The sequence below is a fragment of the Pseudoalteromonas sp. 2CM36K genome, from assembly GCF_023161865.1.
Classification (GTDB): Bacteria; Pseudomonadota; Gammaproteobacteria; order Enterobacterales; family Alteromonadaceae; genus Pseudoalteromonas; species Pseudoalteromonas tetraodonis.
This window is the reverse complement of record NZ_JALNTK010000002.1, coordinates 18,959-35,483: the sequence shown is the minus strand read 5'-3', so window position 1 is coordinate 35,483 and position 16,525 is coordinate 18,959. Positions and strand designations below refer to the sequence as shown.

The 16,525-nt window shown below is 38.4% G+C and carries 19 protein-coding genes; 16 read left to right on the top strand and 3 right to left on the bottom strand.

Annotation, left to right across the window (positions count from 1 at the left end; genetic code table 11):
• Positions 1-504 precede the first annotated feature (504 nt).
• From MTN97_RS01285 to MTN97_RS01260, 6 genes are all read left to right on the top strand, one after another.
• The gene (locus tag MTN97_RS01285; RefSeq protein WP_024032696.1) at positions 505-828 is read left to right on the top strand and encodes a hypothetical protein; all 324 of its coding nucleotides are present in this window, start codon (positions 505-507) and stop codon (positions 826-828) included.
• Positions 829-1,134: 306 nt separating this feature from the next.
• On the top strand, positions 1,135-1,359 hold the full coding sequence (locus tag MTN97_RS01280; RefSeq protein WP_055011434.1) for a hypothetical protein: 225 nt from the start codon (positions 1,135-1,137) through the stop codon (positions 1,357-1,359).
• Positions 1,360-1,398: 39 nt separating this feature from the next.
• Positions 1,399-1,725 (top strand): hypothetical protein, encoded by a 327-nt coding sequence (locus MTN97_RS01275; RefSeq protein ID WP_055011433.1) that lies wholly within the window; start codon positions 1,399-1,401, stop codon positions 1,723-1,725.
• A 258-nt stretch (positions 1,726-1,983) separates the two neighbouring features.
• A complete protein-coding gene (locus tag MTN97_RS01270) occupies positions 1,984-2,361 on the top strand; it encodes a MerR family transcriptional regulator (protein ID WP_010557530.1) in 378 nt (125 codons plus the stop codon).
• 65 nt (positions 2,362-2,426) lie between these two features.
• Positions 2,427-2,816, top strand: a complete 390-nt coding sequence (gene merC, locus MTN97_RS01265; protein ID WP_024601094.1) for an organomercurial transporter MerC — start codon at positions 2,427-2,429, stop codon at positions 2,814-2,816.
• The gene (locus MTN97_RS01260) at positions 2,804-3,019 is read left to right on the top strand and encodes a GDCCVxC domain-containing (seleno)protein (protein WP_076916053.1); all 216 of its coding nucleotides are present in this window, start codon (positions 2,804-2,806) and stop codon (positions 3,017-3,019) included. Before merC ends, MTN97_RS01260 begins: the two co-directional genes overlap by 13 nt.
• Before the next feature lie 421 nt (positions 3,020-3,440).
• Here the strand turns inward: MTN97_RS01260 and MTN97_RS01255 are convergent, their stop codons facing one another.
• Both MTN97_RS01255 and MTN97_RS01250 read right to left on the bottom strand, forming a co-directional pair.
• Positions 3,441-4,838, bottom strand: a complete 1,398-nt coding sequence (locus tag MTN97_RS01255) for a heavy metal sensor histidine kinase (protein ID WP_248473445.1) — start codon at positions 4,836-4,838, stop codon at positions 3,441-3,443.
• A complete protein-coding gene (locus MTN97_RS01250) occupies positions 4,828-5,514 on the bottom strand; it encodes a heavy metal response regulator transcription factor (protein WP_004588805.1) in 687 nt (228 codons plus the stop codon). The genes MTN97_RS01255 and MTN97_RS01250 overlap by 11 nt, the downstream gene beginning before the upstream one ends.
• Before the next feature lie 166 nt (positions 5,515-5,680).
• On the opposite strand from MTN97_RS01250, the gene MTN97_RS01245 reads away from it, so the two are divergent.
• The 8 genes from MTN97_RS01245 (at position 5,681) to MTN97_RS01210 (ending at position 12,185) form a co-directional block, all read left to right on the top strand.
• The gene (locus MTN97_RS01245; RefSeq protein ID WP_069439209.1) at positions 5,681-7,504 is read left to right on the top strand and encodes a copper resistance system multicopper oxidase; all 1,824 of its coding nucleotides are present in this window, start codon (positions 5,681-5,683) and stop codon (positions 7,502-7,504) included.
• The gene (locus MTN97_RS01240) at positions 7,501-8,364 is read left to right on the top strand and encodes a copper resistance protein B (RefSeq protein ID WP_069439208.1); all 864 of its coding nucleotides are present in this window, start codon (positions 7,501-7,503) and stop codon (positions 8,362-8,364) included. The genes MTN97_RS01245 and MTN97_RS01240 overlap by 4 nt, the downstream gene beginning before the upstream one ends.
• Positions 8,365-8,386: 22 nt before the next feature.
• The gene (locus MTN97_RS01235) at positions 8,387-8,794 is read left to right on the top strand and encodes a copper resistance protein CopC (protein WP_248473443.1); all 408 of its coding nucleotides are present in this window, start codon (positions 8,387-8,389) and stop codon (positions 8,792-8,794) included.
• An 11-nt stretch (positions 8,795-8,805) separates the two neighbouring features.
• Positions 8,806-9,714: a copper resistance D family protein gene (locus tag MTN97_RS01230; RefSeq protein WP_064387014.1), complete on the top strand. Its 909-nt coding sequence runs from the start codon at positions 8,806-8,808 to the stop codon at positions 9,712-9,714.
• Positions 9,715-9,736: 22 nt separating this feature from the next.
• Positions 9,737-10,225 carry a YybH family protein gene (locus MTN97_RS01225; protein ID WP_008109928.1) on the top strand — a complete coding sequence of 163 codons (489 nt, stop codon included), beginning with the start codon at positions 9,737-9,739 and terminating at the stop codon, positions 10,223-10,225.
• 10 nt (positions 10,226-10,235) lie between these two features.
• Complete coding sequence (locus MTN97_RS01220; protein WP_064387012.1) at positions 10,236-10,754, top strand: DUF411 domain-containing protein; 519 nt, start codon at positions 10,236-10,238, stop codon at positions 10,752-10,754.
• Positions 10,755-10,910: 156 nt separating this feature from the next.
• A complete protein-coding gene (locus MTN97_RS01215; RefSeq protein WP_024032683.1) occupies positions 10,911-11,420 on the top strand; it encodes a DUF305 domain-containing protein in 510 nt (169 codons plus the stop codon).
• 33 nt (positions 11,421-11,453) lie between these two features.
• Positions 11,454-12,185 carry a MauE/DoxX family redox-associated membrane protein gene (locus MTN97_RS01210; RefSeq protein WP_055018909.1) on the top strand — a complete coding sequence of 244 codons (732 nt, stop codon included), beginning with the start codon at positions 11,454-11,456 and terminating at the stop codon, positions 12,183-12,185.
• 123 nt (positions 12,186-12,308) lie between these two features.
• On the opposite strand, the gene MTN97_RS01205 is transcribed toward MTN97_RS01210, so the two are convergent.
• Positions 12,309-13,844, bottom strand: coding sequence for an ISNCY family transposase (locus MTN97_RS01205; protein WP_214552602.1), 1,536 nt, complete (start codon positions 13,842-13,844; stop codon positions 12,309-12,311).
• Positions 13,845-14,146: 302 nt separating this feature from the next.
• Between MTN97_RS01205 and MTN97_RS01200 the strand changes: the two genes are divergently transcribed.
• A complete protein-coding gene (locus MTN97_RS01200; protein WP_055018908.1) occupies positions 14,147-14,953 on the top strand; it encodes a trypsin-like serine protease in 807 nt (268 codons plus the stop codon).
• Positions 14,954-15,207: 254 nt separating this feature from the next.
• Positions 15,208-16,455, top strand: a complete 1,248-nt coding sequence (locus tag MTN97_RS01195; RefSeq protein ID WP_248473441.1) for a hypothetical protein — start codon at positions 15,208-15,210, stop codon at positions 16,453-16,455.
• The last annotated feature ends 70 nt before the right edge of the window (positions 16,456-16,525 follow it).

Below are 16,525 nucleotides of genomic sequence, written 5' to 3'. Positions count from 1 at the left end.
GAAAGTTAAGTTCAATGTTTTTTCTACGAGCAAATTATTTATTCTCAAAAAAAATTTATCTTTAAAGTACTATGAAGGTTTCTCGAGTTGTTTTTACCTTATCCAAACCGATTTTATGTTTGTGTTTAACATGACGTTGTTATGTTCAAGTAAAACACCCAAAGCGAAAGTAATATTCAGTGCTGCTCCTAAAAGCTTAAATTTAAAATTTCACACCTAGCCCCAGCAAGGTTGATGCTTTTCAAAAGGCAGTCGCTATGATTGCAGATATTGCAGAAATAGAGAAGGTTAAACTGGTCAGACCGCTAGGTTATATTCTTCCAACTTCTTTGATTTAGGTCTTAAAATCCAATAAATCCCCACTACAATTAACATTAACTGAGTGTGAATATGTGCTTTTTTTTATTTTTTGTGTTTTTTTAAGAAAAAAGAGGGGGTGTTCTCGTTTATTAAGTTAAGGTTAATGGAGGCTTAAATTTTTTTGTAAACAAGATGGAGTGACATATGAAACACAAGCCAGAAGGGTGGGTTGTTTTAACGTTTCAAACTATTGATAGCAAACCCTGCTATGTGTTGTTTTGTTCGTGGAAAAATGATGATGAATGGAGAGTAAGCTCAGGTTCAATGGTTCTACCTCACTTATCACCCTGTGGGAATTATTGGATTTGGCCTCAAATATCAGGCTCTGTATACGAGCTTCCCGTTGATGAAGAAAATGGCTATACCTTCTACACTGGCGCTGTATTAGATGAATTGTTAGTAAAAGGGTATCGCGATGGTACTAAGCTAAAGCGCATTGCACTTAAAGATATTATGGAAGATAAATAAGGCGATTATCGCCTTCTAATCTGTCTATTTTACTTTTAAAGGTCATGAGCTCTACATAAGGGAAGATATTTAGGGGCTTTGGTAGGCAAAGATGAGAATCTGTATTATGTAAATGTTGCTAGTTCTACATTAAAAGCTAATAAATGAATAGAGTATAGGTATAACTAACGCGCACTCCTTTAGTAATCCAGCCTAATAAAATTTGGCTAGTATCCAATGAGGTTCTGCTTGCGTTGCCGAAGGAGTTGATATTCTGGCTTCATTAATCTTTAATAAGCACAAATATTACTTCACAAAGGATTACTTATGGGAAAGGAACTCGATATTTATAAATTGCACAAACCAGATAGAACATACGATATAATTGACCTAGATATCGTATCGATGGCAGACCAAATTGCCGAAGAAAATAACCTCAGTTATAAAGAAGCAGTAATATTAGCCAAGATTGGCTTTCCAAGCGGCAAAACTAGAATAACGGATATAGTCAAAAACGGATTTAGCTGCAAAGTTGAAAAAGAAGCTTTATAGCAAGCCTACGACGTAAACTTATTTTCGAATTACCTTGTTTTGAACCATAAAGCGTATATTGCCCTAGGGAACTATCTGCAAGTTTACGGGGAATTTATACCGCTTAGGTGTGATAAAGAGCTAATTTTATTTAATCCACTCGTTTTCGAAGAAGAAGACGAATTTCTTACTGAAAAGGCTTACCTGAATGGTATTGAGGATGGCCTCAAATCCTTATCATTTAAATCAGACAAACATCTTGTTTTCAAATCATGCATTCAAGGCGGGACAGCACTTTATTGCAATGCTGAGTTTAAATCTCTGATTAATGAAAATAACTTAAGCGGACTTTCTTTTAATAGTGATTTAGTTAGCATTTTTGCTTAACAAGATAAGCGCGGAATGAATTCATTTAATAAGACCTAACCAAAACTGTCAGATTTGAACAAATAGAGTCAACCAAATCGAACAGACGCATTTGTGCCATGAGCTGCCTTTCCGATTTAACTCATTTCTGCCCCAAGACGAGTTAACGTAAATGCTCTAAGGGCAGCTTTTAGTGAAAACCAGTCATTGTAGTTCGAGCAATTTTACTTCGTATTGATATACTAATGTCATGATTAAAGTTGATTTTATGGTTGGACGATGAAAACAATAGGCAAGTTGGCTAAAGAACTTGATATAGGCGTAGAAACTATACGGTTTTATGAGCGGGAAGGCTTGATAAAACAGCCTCAAAAACCTCAAAATGGTTATCGTGTCTATGACGACTCAATCACCAAACAATTACAATTCATCTGTAAGGCCAAAGCACTTGGCTTTACTCTAAAAGAAGTGGCTTCATTGATGTCAATGGATGGCGATTGTGCCAAAGTAGAATCCCTAGGCTTGCTGAAATTGAACGTAATTCAAAATAAGATAGCTGACCTTCAACGCTTAGAAGTCGTCATAAAAGAAATGACTAATTCATGCCGCAACAATAACGATCAATCCCACTGCCCAATAATCGATTCGCTAAAATAGTATTGACTCCGTACCTACCTACGGAGTTCATACTCAAATCATTCAAATAATGTTAGACGTTAAAAATGATTAATAAGATTTTAGATAAAGTTAGCTCAGGTGGTGTTTGGCTTGCGGCTCTTAGTTGTACGGGGTGCTTCCCCGCACTCGGCTCGTTAGCATCAGCATTAGGATTAGGCTTTCTCTCTCACTTTGAGGGAATTGCTGTAAATACCTTGTTACCTATATTTGCAACTCTGGCATTGTTGGTAAATTTGTATAACTGGTATAAAAACCAAAATCATGCGAGAGGTATTCTTGGGGTTATTGGCCCTATAGCGGTTTTGTTAACCCTCTATCCACTATGGCAATACGAATGGAGCACTTATTTGTTTTATGTAGGTATTTGTTTGATGATTGTAATGTCCGTATTAGACATTGTTAAACCTTTGAAGGAGCAAACATGCAAAGTATAGAGTTAAATTCTACCATTACTTGCCCTGAGTGTGGCTTCAGTAAAACTGAAGAAATGCCAACCAACGCTTGCCAGTGGTATTATGAATGTGAATCTTGCAAAGTTCTCCTAAAGCCTTTGAAAGGCGATTGTTGCGTATATTGCTCTTATGGAACAGTGAAATGCCCGCCAATTCAAGAAGGTCAAAGTTGTTGCGATAGCTAAATGACAGTCTATTAATGGCAATGAGAAGGCATAAAAAGAAATAGTGAAATGTCAGCAATCGTATCATTGCAGCCTTTATCACTAAGTCACTCAAGGGCTGCTTTTGGCACAGAGCCGTCCTTCAGCTCTAACTCATTTTTGTCCAAAAACGAGTTTACCCGACCCTCCGCTTTTCGCTCAAATAAGACCCCGAAAAATGGCTCATATAGCTATCTAGGCCAACGCTTTCAAAAACAGAAGTATATTTCCGATAACTACCTTTGAATTCCTATAAACGGAAGTTTGCTTCCGAAATATAGCAATATTGGGTTAGAAACCGGAAGTTTACTTCCGTTTTGTACTTTAAGTTTATAAACCGGTGTTTAATGAAAGCTGGGAAGTCTAGAGGTACAAGCAAACATTGGGTTATTAAATTTAATAATTAGCTTTTAGCTAAATTTAGAAAAACTTTAAAGCTGGTAGTTTGATTATTTGAACTGACCTCTATATTTCCACCGTTTGCTTGCGCTAGAGCTTTAACTATTGCAAGCCCTAAACCAGCTCCATCGCTGTGTCGTTGGCGCGATTTATCGGGTCGATAAAAGCGGTCAAATAAATAAGGTAAATGCTCAGAAGGTATTCTCTCCCCAGTATTAATCACTGAAATACATATTTTATCAGCGGTAAATATTTCACTATTTACTGTGATTGATGAGCATTTTGGGGCATACCTTATTGCATTGGATAGGAGGTTTGATAATAATTGGCGAAAGTGTAATTTGTCACAATAAAAACAAAGGTTTTGACCTTTTTTCTTAAATGTAATCAATGAGTCTTCAGCCAAAGCATCAAAGTACTCAAATAATGCTTCAATTTCATCATGGCTTTTTAGAGTATTTTGAACGGGTTTAACCAGTCCATTCTGAGTTTTTGCAAGCCAAAGCATATCACTAACCATCTTAGTTAGTCGTTCCAGCTCTTCTAGATTAGAAAACAATAATTCTTGATACTCTAACAACTGTCTTTTTTTAGATAAACCAACCTGTGTTTGAGTGATTATATTTGTTAGTGGAGTACGTAACTCATGCGCAATATCACTAGAGAAATTTGATAAACGAATAAATTCACCTTGGAGCCTGTCGAGCATCGAGTTAAACGACTGCACCATATTAACAAGCTCAATAGGCACTTTATTTTCATCAAGCCTTACATCCATCTTATTAGTTTGGATGTCATGCATTTTCTGACTCAAACCTCGTAAAGGGTTCAATCCTTGATGTATAGCAAACCAAGCCACCAATAAAATGAGTACCGCAGAGCCAAACATAATAGCCCAAAGACTTTGTTGAAATTGATTGAGAAAGTGTAAATGAAAGCTCATGTCTATCGCTGTAGTAATTTTGTATTGCTGTTGCCCAGTACTTAAATTACTCACCAGAGCTCGGTAGGTGTGGGTATCATTTTGCCATGAGGTAATGTTGTTACGGTTAAAGCCAGCTGAAGCATTAGCACTCATTACAAAATCACTAAAATCTCGTTCAGAACTTTGAAAAATGAGCTCTCCTTTTGCGGTATTTACCTGATAGTAAACACCGTGATGACCCGCTACAGCGTTAGATAATTCATTTTTAAGTTTCAGGTTTGATTTATACTGTTGTCTTAAAACTAATTCAATAGATTGATTAATAACATGCAGTTCACTACTATCTTGCTGGAAAAAATGATGTTTTATCGAACTATTTATTAAGGTGGCAACTAAAGTTAAGCACGCAATAACGGTTACAGCGACAAACAACACAACACGCATCGTAAGTGATAAAGGCCGTGACTTAATAGCCATCAGTTTCAACCTCTAATTTATAGCCCATACCACGAACCGTATGAATTAATTTAACAGTAAAGTCATCATCAACTTTTGCTCTTAGCCTACGAATGGCAACATCAATCACATTGGTGTCGCTATCAAAATTCATATCCCATACTTGAGAAGCAATTAACGAACGTGGCAGTACTTCACCTTCGCGCCGTAACAATAGTTCAAGTAAGCTAAACTCTTTATTACTCAATAAAATACGCTTGCCTGCACGTTGTATTTTTCGCTTTGGAATATCCATTTCTAAATCAGCAACTATCAGTATATCGTCAACTGTTTGTACTACACCACGGCGAATAAGAGTGCGTACTCTTGCTAAAACTTCAGCAAAAGCAAAAGGCTTTATTAAATAGTCATCAGCACCAAGTTCGAGCCCCTTTACTCTATCGTCTATACTATCGCGAGCAGATAAAAATAGTACTGGGGTTTTGTTATCTGCTTCACGTAGCGACTGTAAAATTTTCCAACCGGATACGTCAGGTAACATGACATCAAGTATTATTACATCAAATAAGTCGGTCATTGCTAGGTGATGACCGTCAAGTCCATTGCGCGCCAAAGAAACCTGAAAACCAGCTTCACTTAGTCCCTGTTTTAAATAATCTCCTGTCTTTGATTCATCTTCAACAACTAATAAGCGCATACAATTCCTTCATTAAAGTCCTAACAACTACCTCTGCAAATATTATGCAGTATCTGTCACTACAGCAACATGACACCAACATTACAACTTTGTAATGTTCGCGTCATGTTTAAGACAGGTCTATTTTCTATACTCAATACATATTCTGGTATGAAGGAGTAAGGAAATGGGGTTTAAAAAGTCATCACAACAGGTTAGCACACCACGAAGACGATTTGTTCAAGGCTTAATTGCAGGAGGTGTACTTGCTGCTTTTCCGAGTGTATTACATGCTGCATCATCTTTAGTAGCAGGAACAATAACAGGCACTGTGCCCGAACTTAGCGGCAAAGTAATTGATCTGGTTATAGATGAATCGCCGGTTAACTTTACTGGCGTAGTACGTATGGCGACAACTATCAATGGCTCTATACCCGCCCCTACCTTGCGCCTCAAAGAAGGCGATGACGTTACTATTAGAGTAACAAATAAGTTATCAGTACCGAGTTCAATTCATTGGCATGGCATTATTTTACCGTATCAAATGGATGGCGTACCTGGTATCAGTTTTAAAGGCATTATGCCTGGCGAAACCTTTGTTTATAAATTTAAATTACAACAAAGCGGTACATATTGGTATCACTCACATAGTGGCTTTCAAGAAATGACTGGCATGTACGGTGTATTAATTATTGAACCGCGAGAAAAAGATATTATTAGTGCAGATAACGAGCATGTTATTCAATTATCTGATTGGACTGATGATGACCCAATGGCGCTGTTCCGCAAATTAAAAATACAGAGTGATGTATTTAACTTCAATCAGCCCACTGTTCCAGAATTTTTTGATGACGTTTCAAATAGCGGTGTTTCGAATGCTTTGCAACGCCGCAAAATGTGGAATCAAATGAGAATGAATCCTACAGATTTAGCTGACTTATCTGCATCAGCAATGACCTTTTTAATGAACGGTAGTACGCCAATGTCAAATTGGCGAGGAATGTTTAAAGTTGGAGAAAAAGTAAGACTTAGGTTTATTAATGGCTCAAGCAATACTTTTTTTGACGTTCGTATTCCCGAACTAAAACTAACAGTTGTACAAGCTGATGGGCAAAACGTTGAACCAGTGACAGTTGATGAATTTAGATTCGGCCCTGGTGAGACCTACGACGTAATTGTTGAGCCTAAAAATGATGCCTATACGATTTTTGCTCAAAGTATGGATCGCTCTGGTTACGCAAAAGGAACTTTATCAAGCTCGCCTAATATTGATGCGCCAGTACCTGCACTTGACCCTGTTGAATGGTTAACGATGACCGATATGATGGGCAATATGACCCACGGCGGTGAGCATTCTGCAATGGCAGGTATGGCTGGCATGTCAGGTATGAACTCTAAAGAAATGGATCATAGCGCTATGGAGCACGGTGCAATGGCGATGGATCATAGCAAACATGGTATGTCTGAAAACCCATTGGCAGTTGCCAGCCCTAAAGTGCGTCATGCCAAAACGGAGTATGGAGCTTCAGTTGATATGCGCGTTGATATGCCTAGAACAAATCTTGATGATCCTGGTATTGGTTTACGTAAAAATGGTCGCCGTGTTTTAACACTTGCAGATTTACACTCACTTGAAGGGATCACTAACCAGCAAGAGCCAGAAGCTGAAATTGAGTTGCATTTAACCGGAAATATGGAACGTTATAGCTGGTCATTTGATGGCTTAGAATTTGGTAAAAGCACGCCAGTGCATATGAAGCATAACCAACGTTTAAGAGTTATTTTACAAAACGATACCATGATGACGCACCCTATGCATCTGCATGGTATGTGGAGTGATTTAGAAAACGAGCAAGGTGATGTGCAAGTGCGACGTCATACAATACCTGTTCAACCCGCACAAAGAATCAGCTTTTTAACCACCCCTCACGATGTAGGGCGCTGGGCTTGGCATTGCCATTTATTATTCCATATGGATGCCGGCATGTTTAGAGAGGTAGTCGTATCATGAAACAATTAAAACTATCTAAATCATTTAGTTTATTAATGTTAACTGGGGCTTCATTAATTAGTTTCCCTTTATTAGCGCAAAGTGAAATGGCACAAATGAATAGCGCTAAGATGCAACCACAAGGAGGAAGTGCACCTAAAGATGCAAGAGACCCCCATGCTTACTCTGCGGGAACAACTTTAACAGAAGGCCCATATGCGCTTGAGGGCAATGAGCGATTAACACTCGCTGATGAGCATCCATTTTACGCATTACTAGGCGATCGTCTTGAATATAACGAGCAAGCAAACGCAGGTGTATTTGACTTACAAGCATGGTACGGCACTACCTTTGATCGATTGGTAATTAAAACCGAGGGTGATTTCAGCGAAGGAAGTATTGAAGAAAACCAAACCGATATTTTATGGGGTCATGCCGTATCAGCATATTGGGATACTCAAGCAGGTGTTCATCTTGATTACAATAAAGAAGGTGAAAATCGGCAATGGTTGGCTTTTGGCTTACAAGGTTTAGCCCCTTATTGGTTTGAACTTGATATGACAGCATACGTAGGTGAGCGAGGCAATACCGCATTTACGTTAGAGGCAGAGTACGAACTACTACTCACGCAAAAGCTAATTATACAACCGCGAGCCGAAATTACACTTTATGGCAAAAACGATAAACAAAACGAGCTTGGAAGTGGCCTATCAAGCAGCGCGATTGGCTTTAGGGTTCGTTATGAATTTACACGCCAGTTTGCGCCCTATATTGGCGTTGAATGGAGCAATAAATTTGGCAATACCGCCGACTATGCCACATCAAGTGGACAAAGTAGCAACAATACTGCATTTGTTGCGGGTATTAAATTTTGGTTTTAATCATTTTAAATAAGAGGTAATTATGAAGTTTTTTAACTCTGCAGTAGCCATTTTAGGTTTAGTGCTTACATTTTCCGCATCAGCGCATATATCACTCAAGCAATCAATACCTGCACAAGAAGCCATGTTAATGCAAGGACCAGAGGAACTTTCGTTAATTTTTAGTGGTGAAGTAAGGCTAGCAAAAGTCATCATCAAAGATGAAAAAAATAAAACAATAAACTTTGATTTCAAACCCAGCGCCACCCCAAGCACAGACTTTAATTGGTCATTACCGAGCCTAGCCCAAGGCACTTACACGGTTAAATGGACAGCACTGGGTGGTGATGGACATAAAAGGACTGGCACGTTTAGATTTATGGTACATAAAAATGAATCGCATAAGATGATGCAAGAACAATCTAATACCCACAGCAAACATAATCATTAAGTAGCAACATCATGCAATTAAGTGAATGGTCAGTGCTCTTACTATTATTAAAACTAGCAAGCTATATAGCAATTGTAGGGCTTGCGGGCACTTTATTAATGCGCTTTATGTGTGGCAACAGCAATGTTGCAGAGCATCACTTAATTAGCTTTCATCAGTTCTTAAAACGTTGGCAAATTACGTGTGTAGTTACAGGTAGTATTGCTGCACTTTTACAAGTACCTATAGAAGCTGGAGCAATGGCTGAATCAGGCTTTATGGGAATGTTTGACCCCTTTATGCTTGAAATTGTTTGGCAATCAGTCATAGGTGACCAAGCAAGGTTTAGAATACCAGCGCTTATTATTGCTCTAATTAGCGCATGTATGTGGAATGTGGAATCAGATGATAACGTAGCAGGTTATAAAAACGGTGCCGTTATACTCATCATGCTTGGGTTTATCGCTTATAGCTTCACTTTTACTGGGCACAGTGCAAACGAAAATGGGTTAGTGAAAAGTATTTTAACCTTTCACCTTATTGCCATTGCGAGCTGGTTAGGGTCATTGTGGCCGCTTTACAAAAGCTGCACTTTACTACCTACCAGTGAAGTAAAGCGGTTAATGCATTACTTTGGTCAACTCGCTATTGTTATTGTATTTGTACTACTTATTTCGGGCTTAACTCTGCTCCTGCGGTACCTAGAGTCATTTTCTGCATTGTTTACATCAGATTATGGGCAACTAATTTTATTAAAGCTGTTACTCGTCAGCGCGATGCTGTTCCTAGGTGCATGGCATAAGCTTTTTTTAGTCCCGCAAATCACTCAACAACACCATATAAGTATATTAAAACGCTCGATTACTGTTGAAATAGTAATTGCCCTGTTTGTACTTATTACAACAAGTGTATTTACCACACTTGTTGGTCCGCCTATTTAACGATTAATAAAAAGGGAAACGTATGTTAATTAAATCCTTTAATTTAAAAATTTTATTGCTACTAATTTTTAGCACTGTTAGTTCTTTTACTGTTAGTGCACATGACGATGAAAAATATTCAAAAAAAGGCAAGGCCTTTGTCAATGTTGATAGCGAGGCTGCAAAAACAGTCAGCCTATTTCATGCATCTCTAAAACAAGGCAATCGCGAAGCTGCACGTAAATTACTGGCCGACGATGTCATCATTTTTGAAGGCGGAAGTGTTGAGCGTTCTGCAGATGAATACGCGAAACATCATATGATAGCGGATATGAAATTCTTAAGTGCTGTTAATAGTGAACTACTAGAGCATCAAGTTTACACAAATGGAGACATAGCTTACTCAATTTCAAGAAGTAAAACTCAAGGAAAGTACAAAGGAAAAGATATTAAGTCTATGGGAATGGAATCAATCACATTAAAAAACACCGATACAGGTTGGAAAATCACTCATATTCATTGGTCAAATTAAGGAGTTAACAATGCGAGTAATCTACATTACCTCAGCGTTATTTTTATCATTAACTATGTCATTTTCGGCGATAAGTATCGAAAAACAACATAAAGCATTAATAACTTATGAGAATTCAGAAAAACCTAAAATTGAGCTTACCGTTTATAAAAGTAAAAATTGTGGATGTTGTAATAAGTGGATTGCTCATTTGAGCGAAAACAATATTCAAACAAAAGCAATTAACGTCAATGACATGGGGACGATTAAATCTCAGTATCAAATAAAACCAAATATGCGGTCATGCCATACAGCCGTTTCAGCCGATGGATTTGTATTTGAAGGTCATGTTCCCGCCAAACATATAAAACAGTTTTTAGCTGAACAACATCCTGAAAAGACGATAGGGCTCTCTGTTCCCTCTATGCCTGCTGGTACGCCAGGTATGGAAATGGGCGATCGCTTTTATAAATATAATATTGAAATGCTTACGCACGATTTACAGCAGAATACTTATAAGCATATTAGCAAATACGCTGAGCAGTTTTAACACTTATGGCACAACTCTTGATGTAATATTAAACATTGATTCAATGATTAAATATATAGTGGGTTTACGCCTAATAACCTGTAAGAATTACCCATTGGTATAAATGATATACAAAGTAAATGATATACAAAGTAAATGATAGAAAGGAGCCATCTAATGTCGCAGTATTTAAAGTTTTTCTTAATGATAGCCACATCAACATTAGTCATGTTTGTACTGATGTATTTGAATACTTATCAGCTAAGTCATGTTTTTTTTAGTGAAACTCGTACTTATATGGCGCTTTATATGGGAGCCATGATGGCAGTGATAATGCTACTTTTCATGCTCAATATGTATAAAGATAAAAAGAAAAATATAACAGTACTCATTGCTAGTGTTACCGTATTTGCGGGAAGTTTATTTTTAGTTCGATCACAAGCGACTGTTGATGATAGCTCATGGATGTCGGCGATGATCCCACATCATTCAATTGCAATACTCACCAGTGAAAGGGCAAAAATCAAAGATAAGCGAGTCCAAGAGCTTGCAACAAATATTATTGAGGCACAGCGTCGTGAGATTAAAGAAATGCAGTGGTTACTAAAGGATATAGAGAAAAATGGCCTAGCAGAAACTCAGGAGCAAGCACAATCTAGGACAGTACCGGATTTTAATGCTAAGTAAAATTTTATACCAATACATAAAAGGGAGCTAAACATGAGTAAATCAGCCCAACTTTTTAGAATGGCCACAGATGAGCATATTTGCCCGTTTGGTTTAAAATCAAAAGACCTACTAGAGCGAGAGGGATATACAGTTGATGATCAGCTATTAACTTCTCGAGAGCAAACAGATGAATTTAAAAAACAACACAGTGTAGAAACTACACCTCAAACATTTATTGATAATAAACGTATAGGTGGCTATGACGACTTACGCGATTACTTTGATAAGCCAAAAGCTGGGCAAGAAGGTACAACTTACACGCCCGTGATTGCGATTTTTTCGGTTAGTTTTTTGCTTAGTGTGGCATTTAGTTTTGCAGCGAATAATAGCTTATTATCAATGCAAACCGCTGAACTATTTGTAGCCCTAACAATGGCAGTGTTAGCAATACAAAAGCTTCAAGACTTATTTAGCTTTACTAATTCATTTATAACCTATGACTTAGTCGCTATGAAAGTAGTCAGGTACGCCTATGTTTACCCATTTTTAGAAGCATTTGTTGGCATTGGAATGATAGCCGGATTACCAGCCTATATTATTGCCCCTATTTCATTGTTCATAGGTGGGGTTGGTGCTGTTTCAGTGATAAAAGCAGTCTATATAGATAAACGAGAGTTAAAATGTGCGTGTGTAGGCGGTGACAGTAACGTACCACTAGGGTTTATCTCCCTAACAGAAAACCTGTTTATGATCGCTGCCGGTATTTGGATGTTTATTAAGTAAACAACAGCTTTAATTTAAAAACATAATGGTGTACTAGTCAAGTTGTACCAGTGTGATTACCAAGGGATTATGTCGGTCTAATTACCGAGCGACTCTGACGTAAATAGCATACCAGCCAGTTATTTAACTGGCTACAGTTTGTGCGGTTTCTTGTAACACTTGCGATCTTTCAACTCTCAGTGCGGTAGTGTTCAAGTTATTTCTAAGCCACATGCTGCGCACACCACCTGCACTAATATCAACACCAAGTGACTCAGTCAGCTTCATTGCGACTTTCTGTTGACCAAGATGTGGATGCTCAATTGAGAATTGCACAACCGCATCTTCTATCGCTTGATCTACACAATTTTTATGTCGCAGGTTTGGAGTCTCTTGACGTTTTAAAGCATCAGCCCCTCCTTGCTTAACCAGCTTTAAGTGACGGTGAATAGTATCTCGCGATACGCCACTTTGACGTGAGGCTGCACTGACACTTCCAAGCTCCTCAATTAGCGCTAATACTTCAAGCTTTTTCTGTACAGCCAAGTCTTCTGATGCAAGTTTACTTGGTTCGTTTACCTCTGATATTTTAAGCTGTCGTCCAGCGAAGTGAGCAGTAAACTCTTTCTTGCTCGTTTTTCTAATTTCTATTTTTTGATTGGCAATCGAGTATTTGAGAGGTGAATCAATCAAGTAAAATTTGTTGTCATAGCTGAAGGTATGATCATTACGTATTTTACGGTGATCTTTGATGACACAGATATCGTCTAGGTTGGTGTGTTTTGATAATGGTGTGAACTCAGAACGTTGTTTCGATTTCACTTGTATTTTAGTTTGCCAGTATTGAGGAATAAAGACATGTTTAAGGTAAGCATTAGCCCCAGCAATATCATTGATATTATTTAACCTAAGCTCCGGCACAAGTCGGTCTTGGAAGGTATCAAACGCACGCTCAACACGCCCCTTACCTTGTGGTGAATTAGCAAAAATTATTTCAATACCTAATTCTTCACAGGCGCGTTGCATTTGAGAGAAGTTGCAACGCTTTGGCCCGCCGAATATACCAGCTCTGTCTACATAAAGCGTTTTAAACACACCTTGGGTTTCAATACATTCTCGCATTACCTTTAAGCAACCTACGGTCGTTTCTGAAGGAAAGAACTCGGCGTATACTTCACTAGTAGCATCGTCAATCATGATAACTAAACAGTGCTTTTTATCACCAAACCAACGATGAGGGCTACCATCCATTTGCATCATTAATCCCGGAGCTTCCATGCGTTCTCTGCGTTTGCGAACATTACTACGTCTTCGTTTAGCGCGTTTAACATGGTGGATATCATGCGCCCAACTTCGTAGGGTCTCGCGCTTAACTACGATGTTTTCATTGATTGCTAACTGCTCAGCTAAGTGAAGCAGATTCAAGTCGAAATACTTTTCTTTAATCAATTTTTGAACCACTTTTTTTATTGATACCGGCGTTTTGTTGGGTGGGGCTTTGCCACTGTTACCATGAACAGCGAATTGAATACCGACTTGCTGATATTGCTTTACGTAGCGTTCAATAGTGCGTCGAGACTTACTGAGTAACTTAGCAGCATTGGCAATTGTTATCCTGCCTTCAACCACTTTAGCTATGATGTCAACGGTGAGTTGAGCTTTAGAATCCATCACAATCATCCTCAACATGCCTTCTAGTATTCCAAAAACAAAACACTAACAGACACGTAAAAAAGTGACCGACAAATTCCCTTGGTAATTAGCGATTACGACAGAATCGCTTGGTGATTAAGATACGACAAAGTCGCTTGGTGTTAACAAAGTCAAGTTGTACCAGCTCATATCTGATCTTACAGTTTAAGTGAATACGTTTAGACTTCATCAGGCAGACTGCTATGAGCGAATTGCAGACGGTCGAATTAGTTGCCTTCTCCTAGCTTGCAAGGTAGCCTGTAAAGCATTCATAAAAACATGGACGCACTATGAAAGCTTTCTTTTTCATTTTTCTATTTGTCTTTTCTATTAGCTGTCTCGCTGTTGTAAAAAGGCATGATATTCCCCCTGAGAATTATGTGTCGAAAGAAGCTCCTAACTTCTTAGTGGATATGCCTCATGAAGGGCATGGCGCTTTAATTAACCCAAGGTGGGTTGTAACTGTCGCGCATACCATTTTTTATAATTATATTGGTAAAAGTTTAAGGATTGGATCAAATACATATCAAATTGAAAAAGTGTACATACATCCTGAATTTGAAAAACCTAGCGAAAGTTTGTTGAAAGGAAATTTAGCGCCTTTAATGAGTTTTTTTAAAGCAAGAAGTGATATTGCATTAATCAAATTAACTTCGCCTGTGAGCGATGTATTACCGATTACTCTTTACACAAACACAAAAGAACAAGGAAAAACAGTTACAGTTTTTGGTAGAGGTGCCACAGGTAATGGGCTTATTGGCGAAGAGTCTGAGACTAAATCTTTGAAACAGCTGAATCACTTCCAAAATATTATCGAAAATGCAGAAACTAATTGGCTGACATTCAGGTTTGATAAGGCACCTAATGGATTACCTCTAGAGGGAATGCACGCTTCAGGTGATAGTGGTGGAGCCTCTGTCATTTATCAGGGTGGTATACCCTTTCTTGTAGGGCTTTCAAGTTGGCAATTAGCGCATGGCGATATTTCTGATTTTAAGGGTGGGTTATATGGTACAACTGCATATCAAGTGAGAATTTCCAATTATAGTAAGTGGATTAAGGATGTATTAGCTAGCGAACCAAAAACTGTCAATTAGCGTCTGTTTTGGGACTGTAATGAAGTTCGACCTAGAGCGAGAAGCGGACGGTCGTTTAAGCTCGTTCTTGGACAATTTTGAGTTACATAGGTTGTTAAATTAACTCAGTTAGAATTAGGTGATGTATTGAATAAGCGGCTCGCCACGGCGGACTTTCTGGCAGTGTGGATGATGTGCAACGCAAGCAAACTCTGTTGGTTATGACGGGTTTCATAGGGTAAGCTAGTACATAACCTACTGACTGAGAAATATTTATGGACACAATAAAGAGCAAAGCTAGAAGGCAACCTCCATACAAATCCATTTGGTTTTGGGTGTTGCCATTTTTCACTCTAATTGTAGTGTTGACATTGGTCTCTATGGCTCAAAATGTCTCTGGCTTCTCTGAGGGGCTAAAACATACATTAGAAACCTATCGGATACCGCTGGCTTCTGTTGTTTTTTGTGTTACGACATTAATTCAATGGTTGATAGCTCACAACTCAAATAAGCCATCCGAATTAGAGGAGCAGCAAGTAATAAATAGACACCTTAGAGATGAGTATGATGTTAGTGAGCGTCTTTTAATTAAGCAGTTTGGTAAATTATCCTCTGACCGTGCATTTACTTTTATTTCAACAGATGACTTGCCAGCAATTCACTCAAAGGTGTATGCGGAAGACCGTTTAATTAAACGTGGTAAACTAAGTGTCTGTGATGAAGCGATACGAGCCATTGACTACTACTTTCGGAATACCGAAAGTCTTCTAGAAGAAGCTCTAAACCTATTGCAAAACGAAGAAGCCAAAGAAACGCCGAACAGGCACATCAAAGAAAGTCTGATCATCCAGCTAATTCAGTATTTAAATCAATGTGCACTAACACTGCATTATGAAATTGGGATGAGGGTGATTAATTTGGATAGCTCAGATATAAATACCTACCGAGATGCTTTTTTCGAAACACTCCATCTAACAAACTTCTTAGGTGGAGAGTTATCCCCCATAGTGAATCAAGTGGTTGAAACCCCATCAACTGAAAAATCCAACTCACAAGAGGATATACTGAACATGTTTGTTGCTGCCCATGAAATAGCGGAGAGTTTAGTGACCAGTAGTGAAGGGGCTACATTTGGTGGCCTGTATAGAAGCATCCAGCTAAGGTCGATCATCAAACAAGCGCAGGGTTCTCCTTTATACCTATTAGCTTGTCAGGTTATTCAAGATATTGTTCTTGAACCACTACTAGGCGAAAGCGATAAAATAGGCGCTGTGGAGGTTGATGACAACTATCCAAAATATGACATATACAACCAAGCTGGAGAGAAGAAGCTAACTCTCGGTTACAAAGAGGTAGATGAGAACACTCTTACCCTCATCCTGAGCGGTGAAGGTGAGAACATAAAAACAACTGTAAGGTTTGTCGATTCGGAAAAGAAAAGGTTCGAAGTAGATAGGGGCATGGGGGGGCGCTTTACCCTTGAGTGTAAAAAAGCTATTAACCGGCACTTAGTTATTGAATAGCTATCAACTTGACGGACTGCAGTGGATGAGTAAGTTTGACCATATAGCTAGAGTTTTTGTCATAAGGTAA

Coding starts and splice junctions, on each gene's coding strand:
- MTN97_RS01250 (WP_004588805.1), bottom strand. CDS start 5,514: ATGCGCTTATTAGTTGTTGAAGATGAATCAAAGACAGGAGATTATTTA.
- MTN97_RS01245 (WP_069439209.1), top strand. CDS start 5,681: ATGGGGTTTAAAAAGTCATCACAACAGGTTAGCACACCACGAAGACGA.
- MTN97_RS01200 (WP_055018908.1), top strand. CDS start 14,147: ATGAAAGCTTTCTTTTTCATTTTTCTATTTGTCTTTTCTATTAGCTGT.
- MTN97_RS01220 (WP_064387012.1), top strand. CDS start 10,236: ATGCGAGTAATCTACATTACCTCAGCGTTATTTTTATCATTAACTATG.
- MTN97_RS01215 (WP_024032683.1), top strand. CDS start 10,911: ATGTCGCAGTATTTAAAGTTTTTCTTAATGATAGCCACATCAACATTA.
- MTN97_RS01210 (WP_055018909.1), top strand. CDS start 11,454: ATGAGTAAATCAGCCCAACTTTTTAGAATGGCCACAGATGAGCATATT.
- MTN97_RS01260 (WP_076916053.1), top strand. CDS start 2,804: ATGCAAAGTATAGAGTTAAATTCTACCATTACTTGCCCTGAGTGTGGC.
- MTN97_RS01270 (WP_010557530.1), top strand. CDS start 1,984: ATGAAAACAATAGGCAAGTTGGCTAAAGAACTTGATATAGGCGTAGAA.
- merC (WP_024601094.1), top strand. CDS start 2,427: ATGATTAATAAGATTTTAGATAAAGTTAGCTCAGGTGGTGTTTGGCTT.
- MTN97_RS01280 (WP_055011434.1), top strand. CDS start 1,135: ATGGGAAAGGAACTCGATATTTATAAATTGCACAAACCAGATAGAACA.
- MTN97_RS01230 (WP_064387014.1), top strand. CDS start 8,806: ATGCAATTAAGTGAATGGTCAGTGCTCTTACTATTATTAAAACTAGCA.
- MTN97_RS01235 (WP_248473443.1), top strand. CDS start 8,387: ATGAAGTTTTTTAACTCTGCAGTAGCCATTTTAGGTTTAGTGCTTACA.
- MTN97_RS01225 (WP_008109928.1), top strand. CDS start 9,737: ATGTTAATTAAATCCTTTAATTTAAAAATTTTATTGCTACTAATTTTT.
- MTN97_RS01285 (WP_024032696.1), top strand. CDS start 505: ATGAAACACAAGCCAGAAGGGTGGGTTGTTTTAACGTTTCAAACTATT.
- MTN97_RS01205 (WP_214552602.1), bottom strand. CDS start 13,844: ATGATTGTGATGGATTCTAAAGCTCAACTCACCGTTGACATCATAGCT.
- MTN97_RS01195 (WP_248473441.1), top strand. CDS start 15,208: ATGGACACAATAAAGAGCAAAGCTAGAAGGCAACCTCCATACAAATCC.
- MTN97_RS01255 (WP_248473445.1), bottom strand. CDS start 4,838: ATGGCTATTAAGTCACGGCCTTTATCACTTACGATGCGTGTTGTGTTG.
- MTN97_RS01240 (WP_069439208.1), top strand. CDS start 7,501: ATGAAACAATTAAAACTATCTAAATCATTTAGTTTATTAATGTTAACT.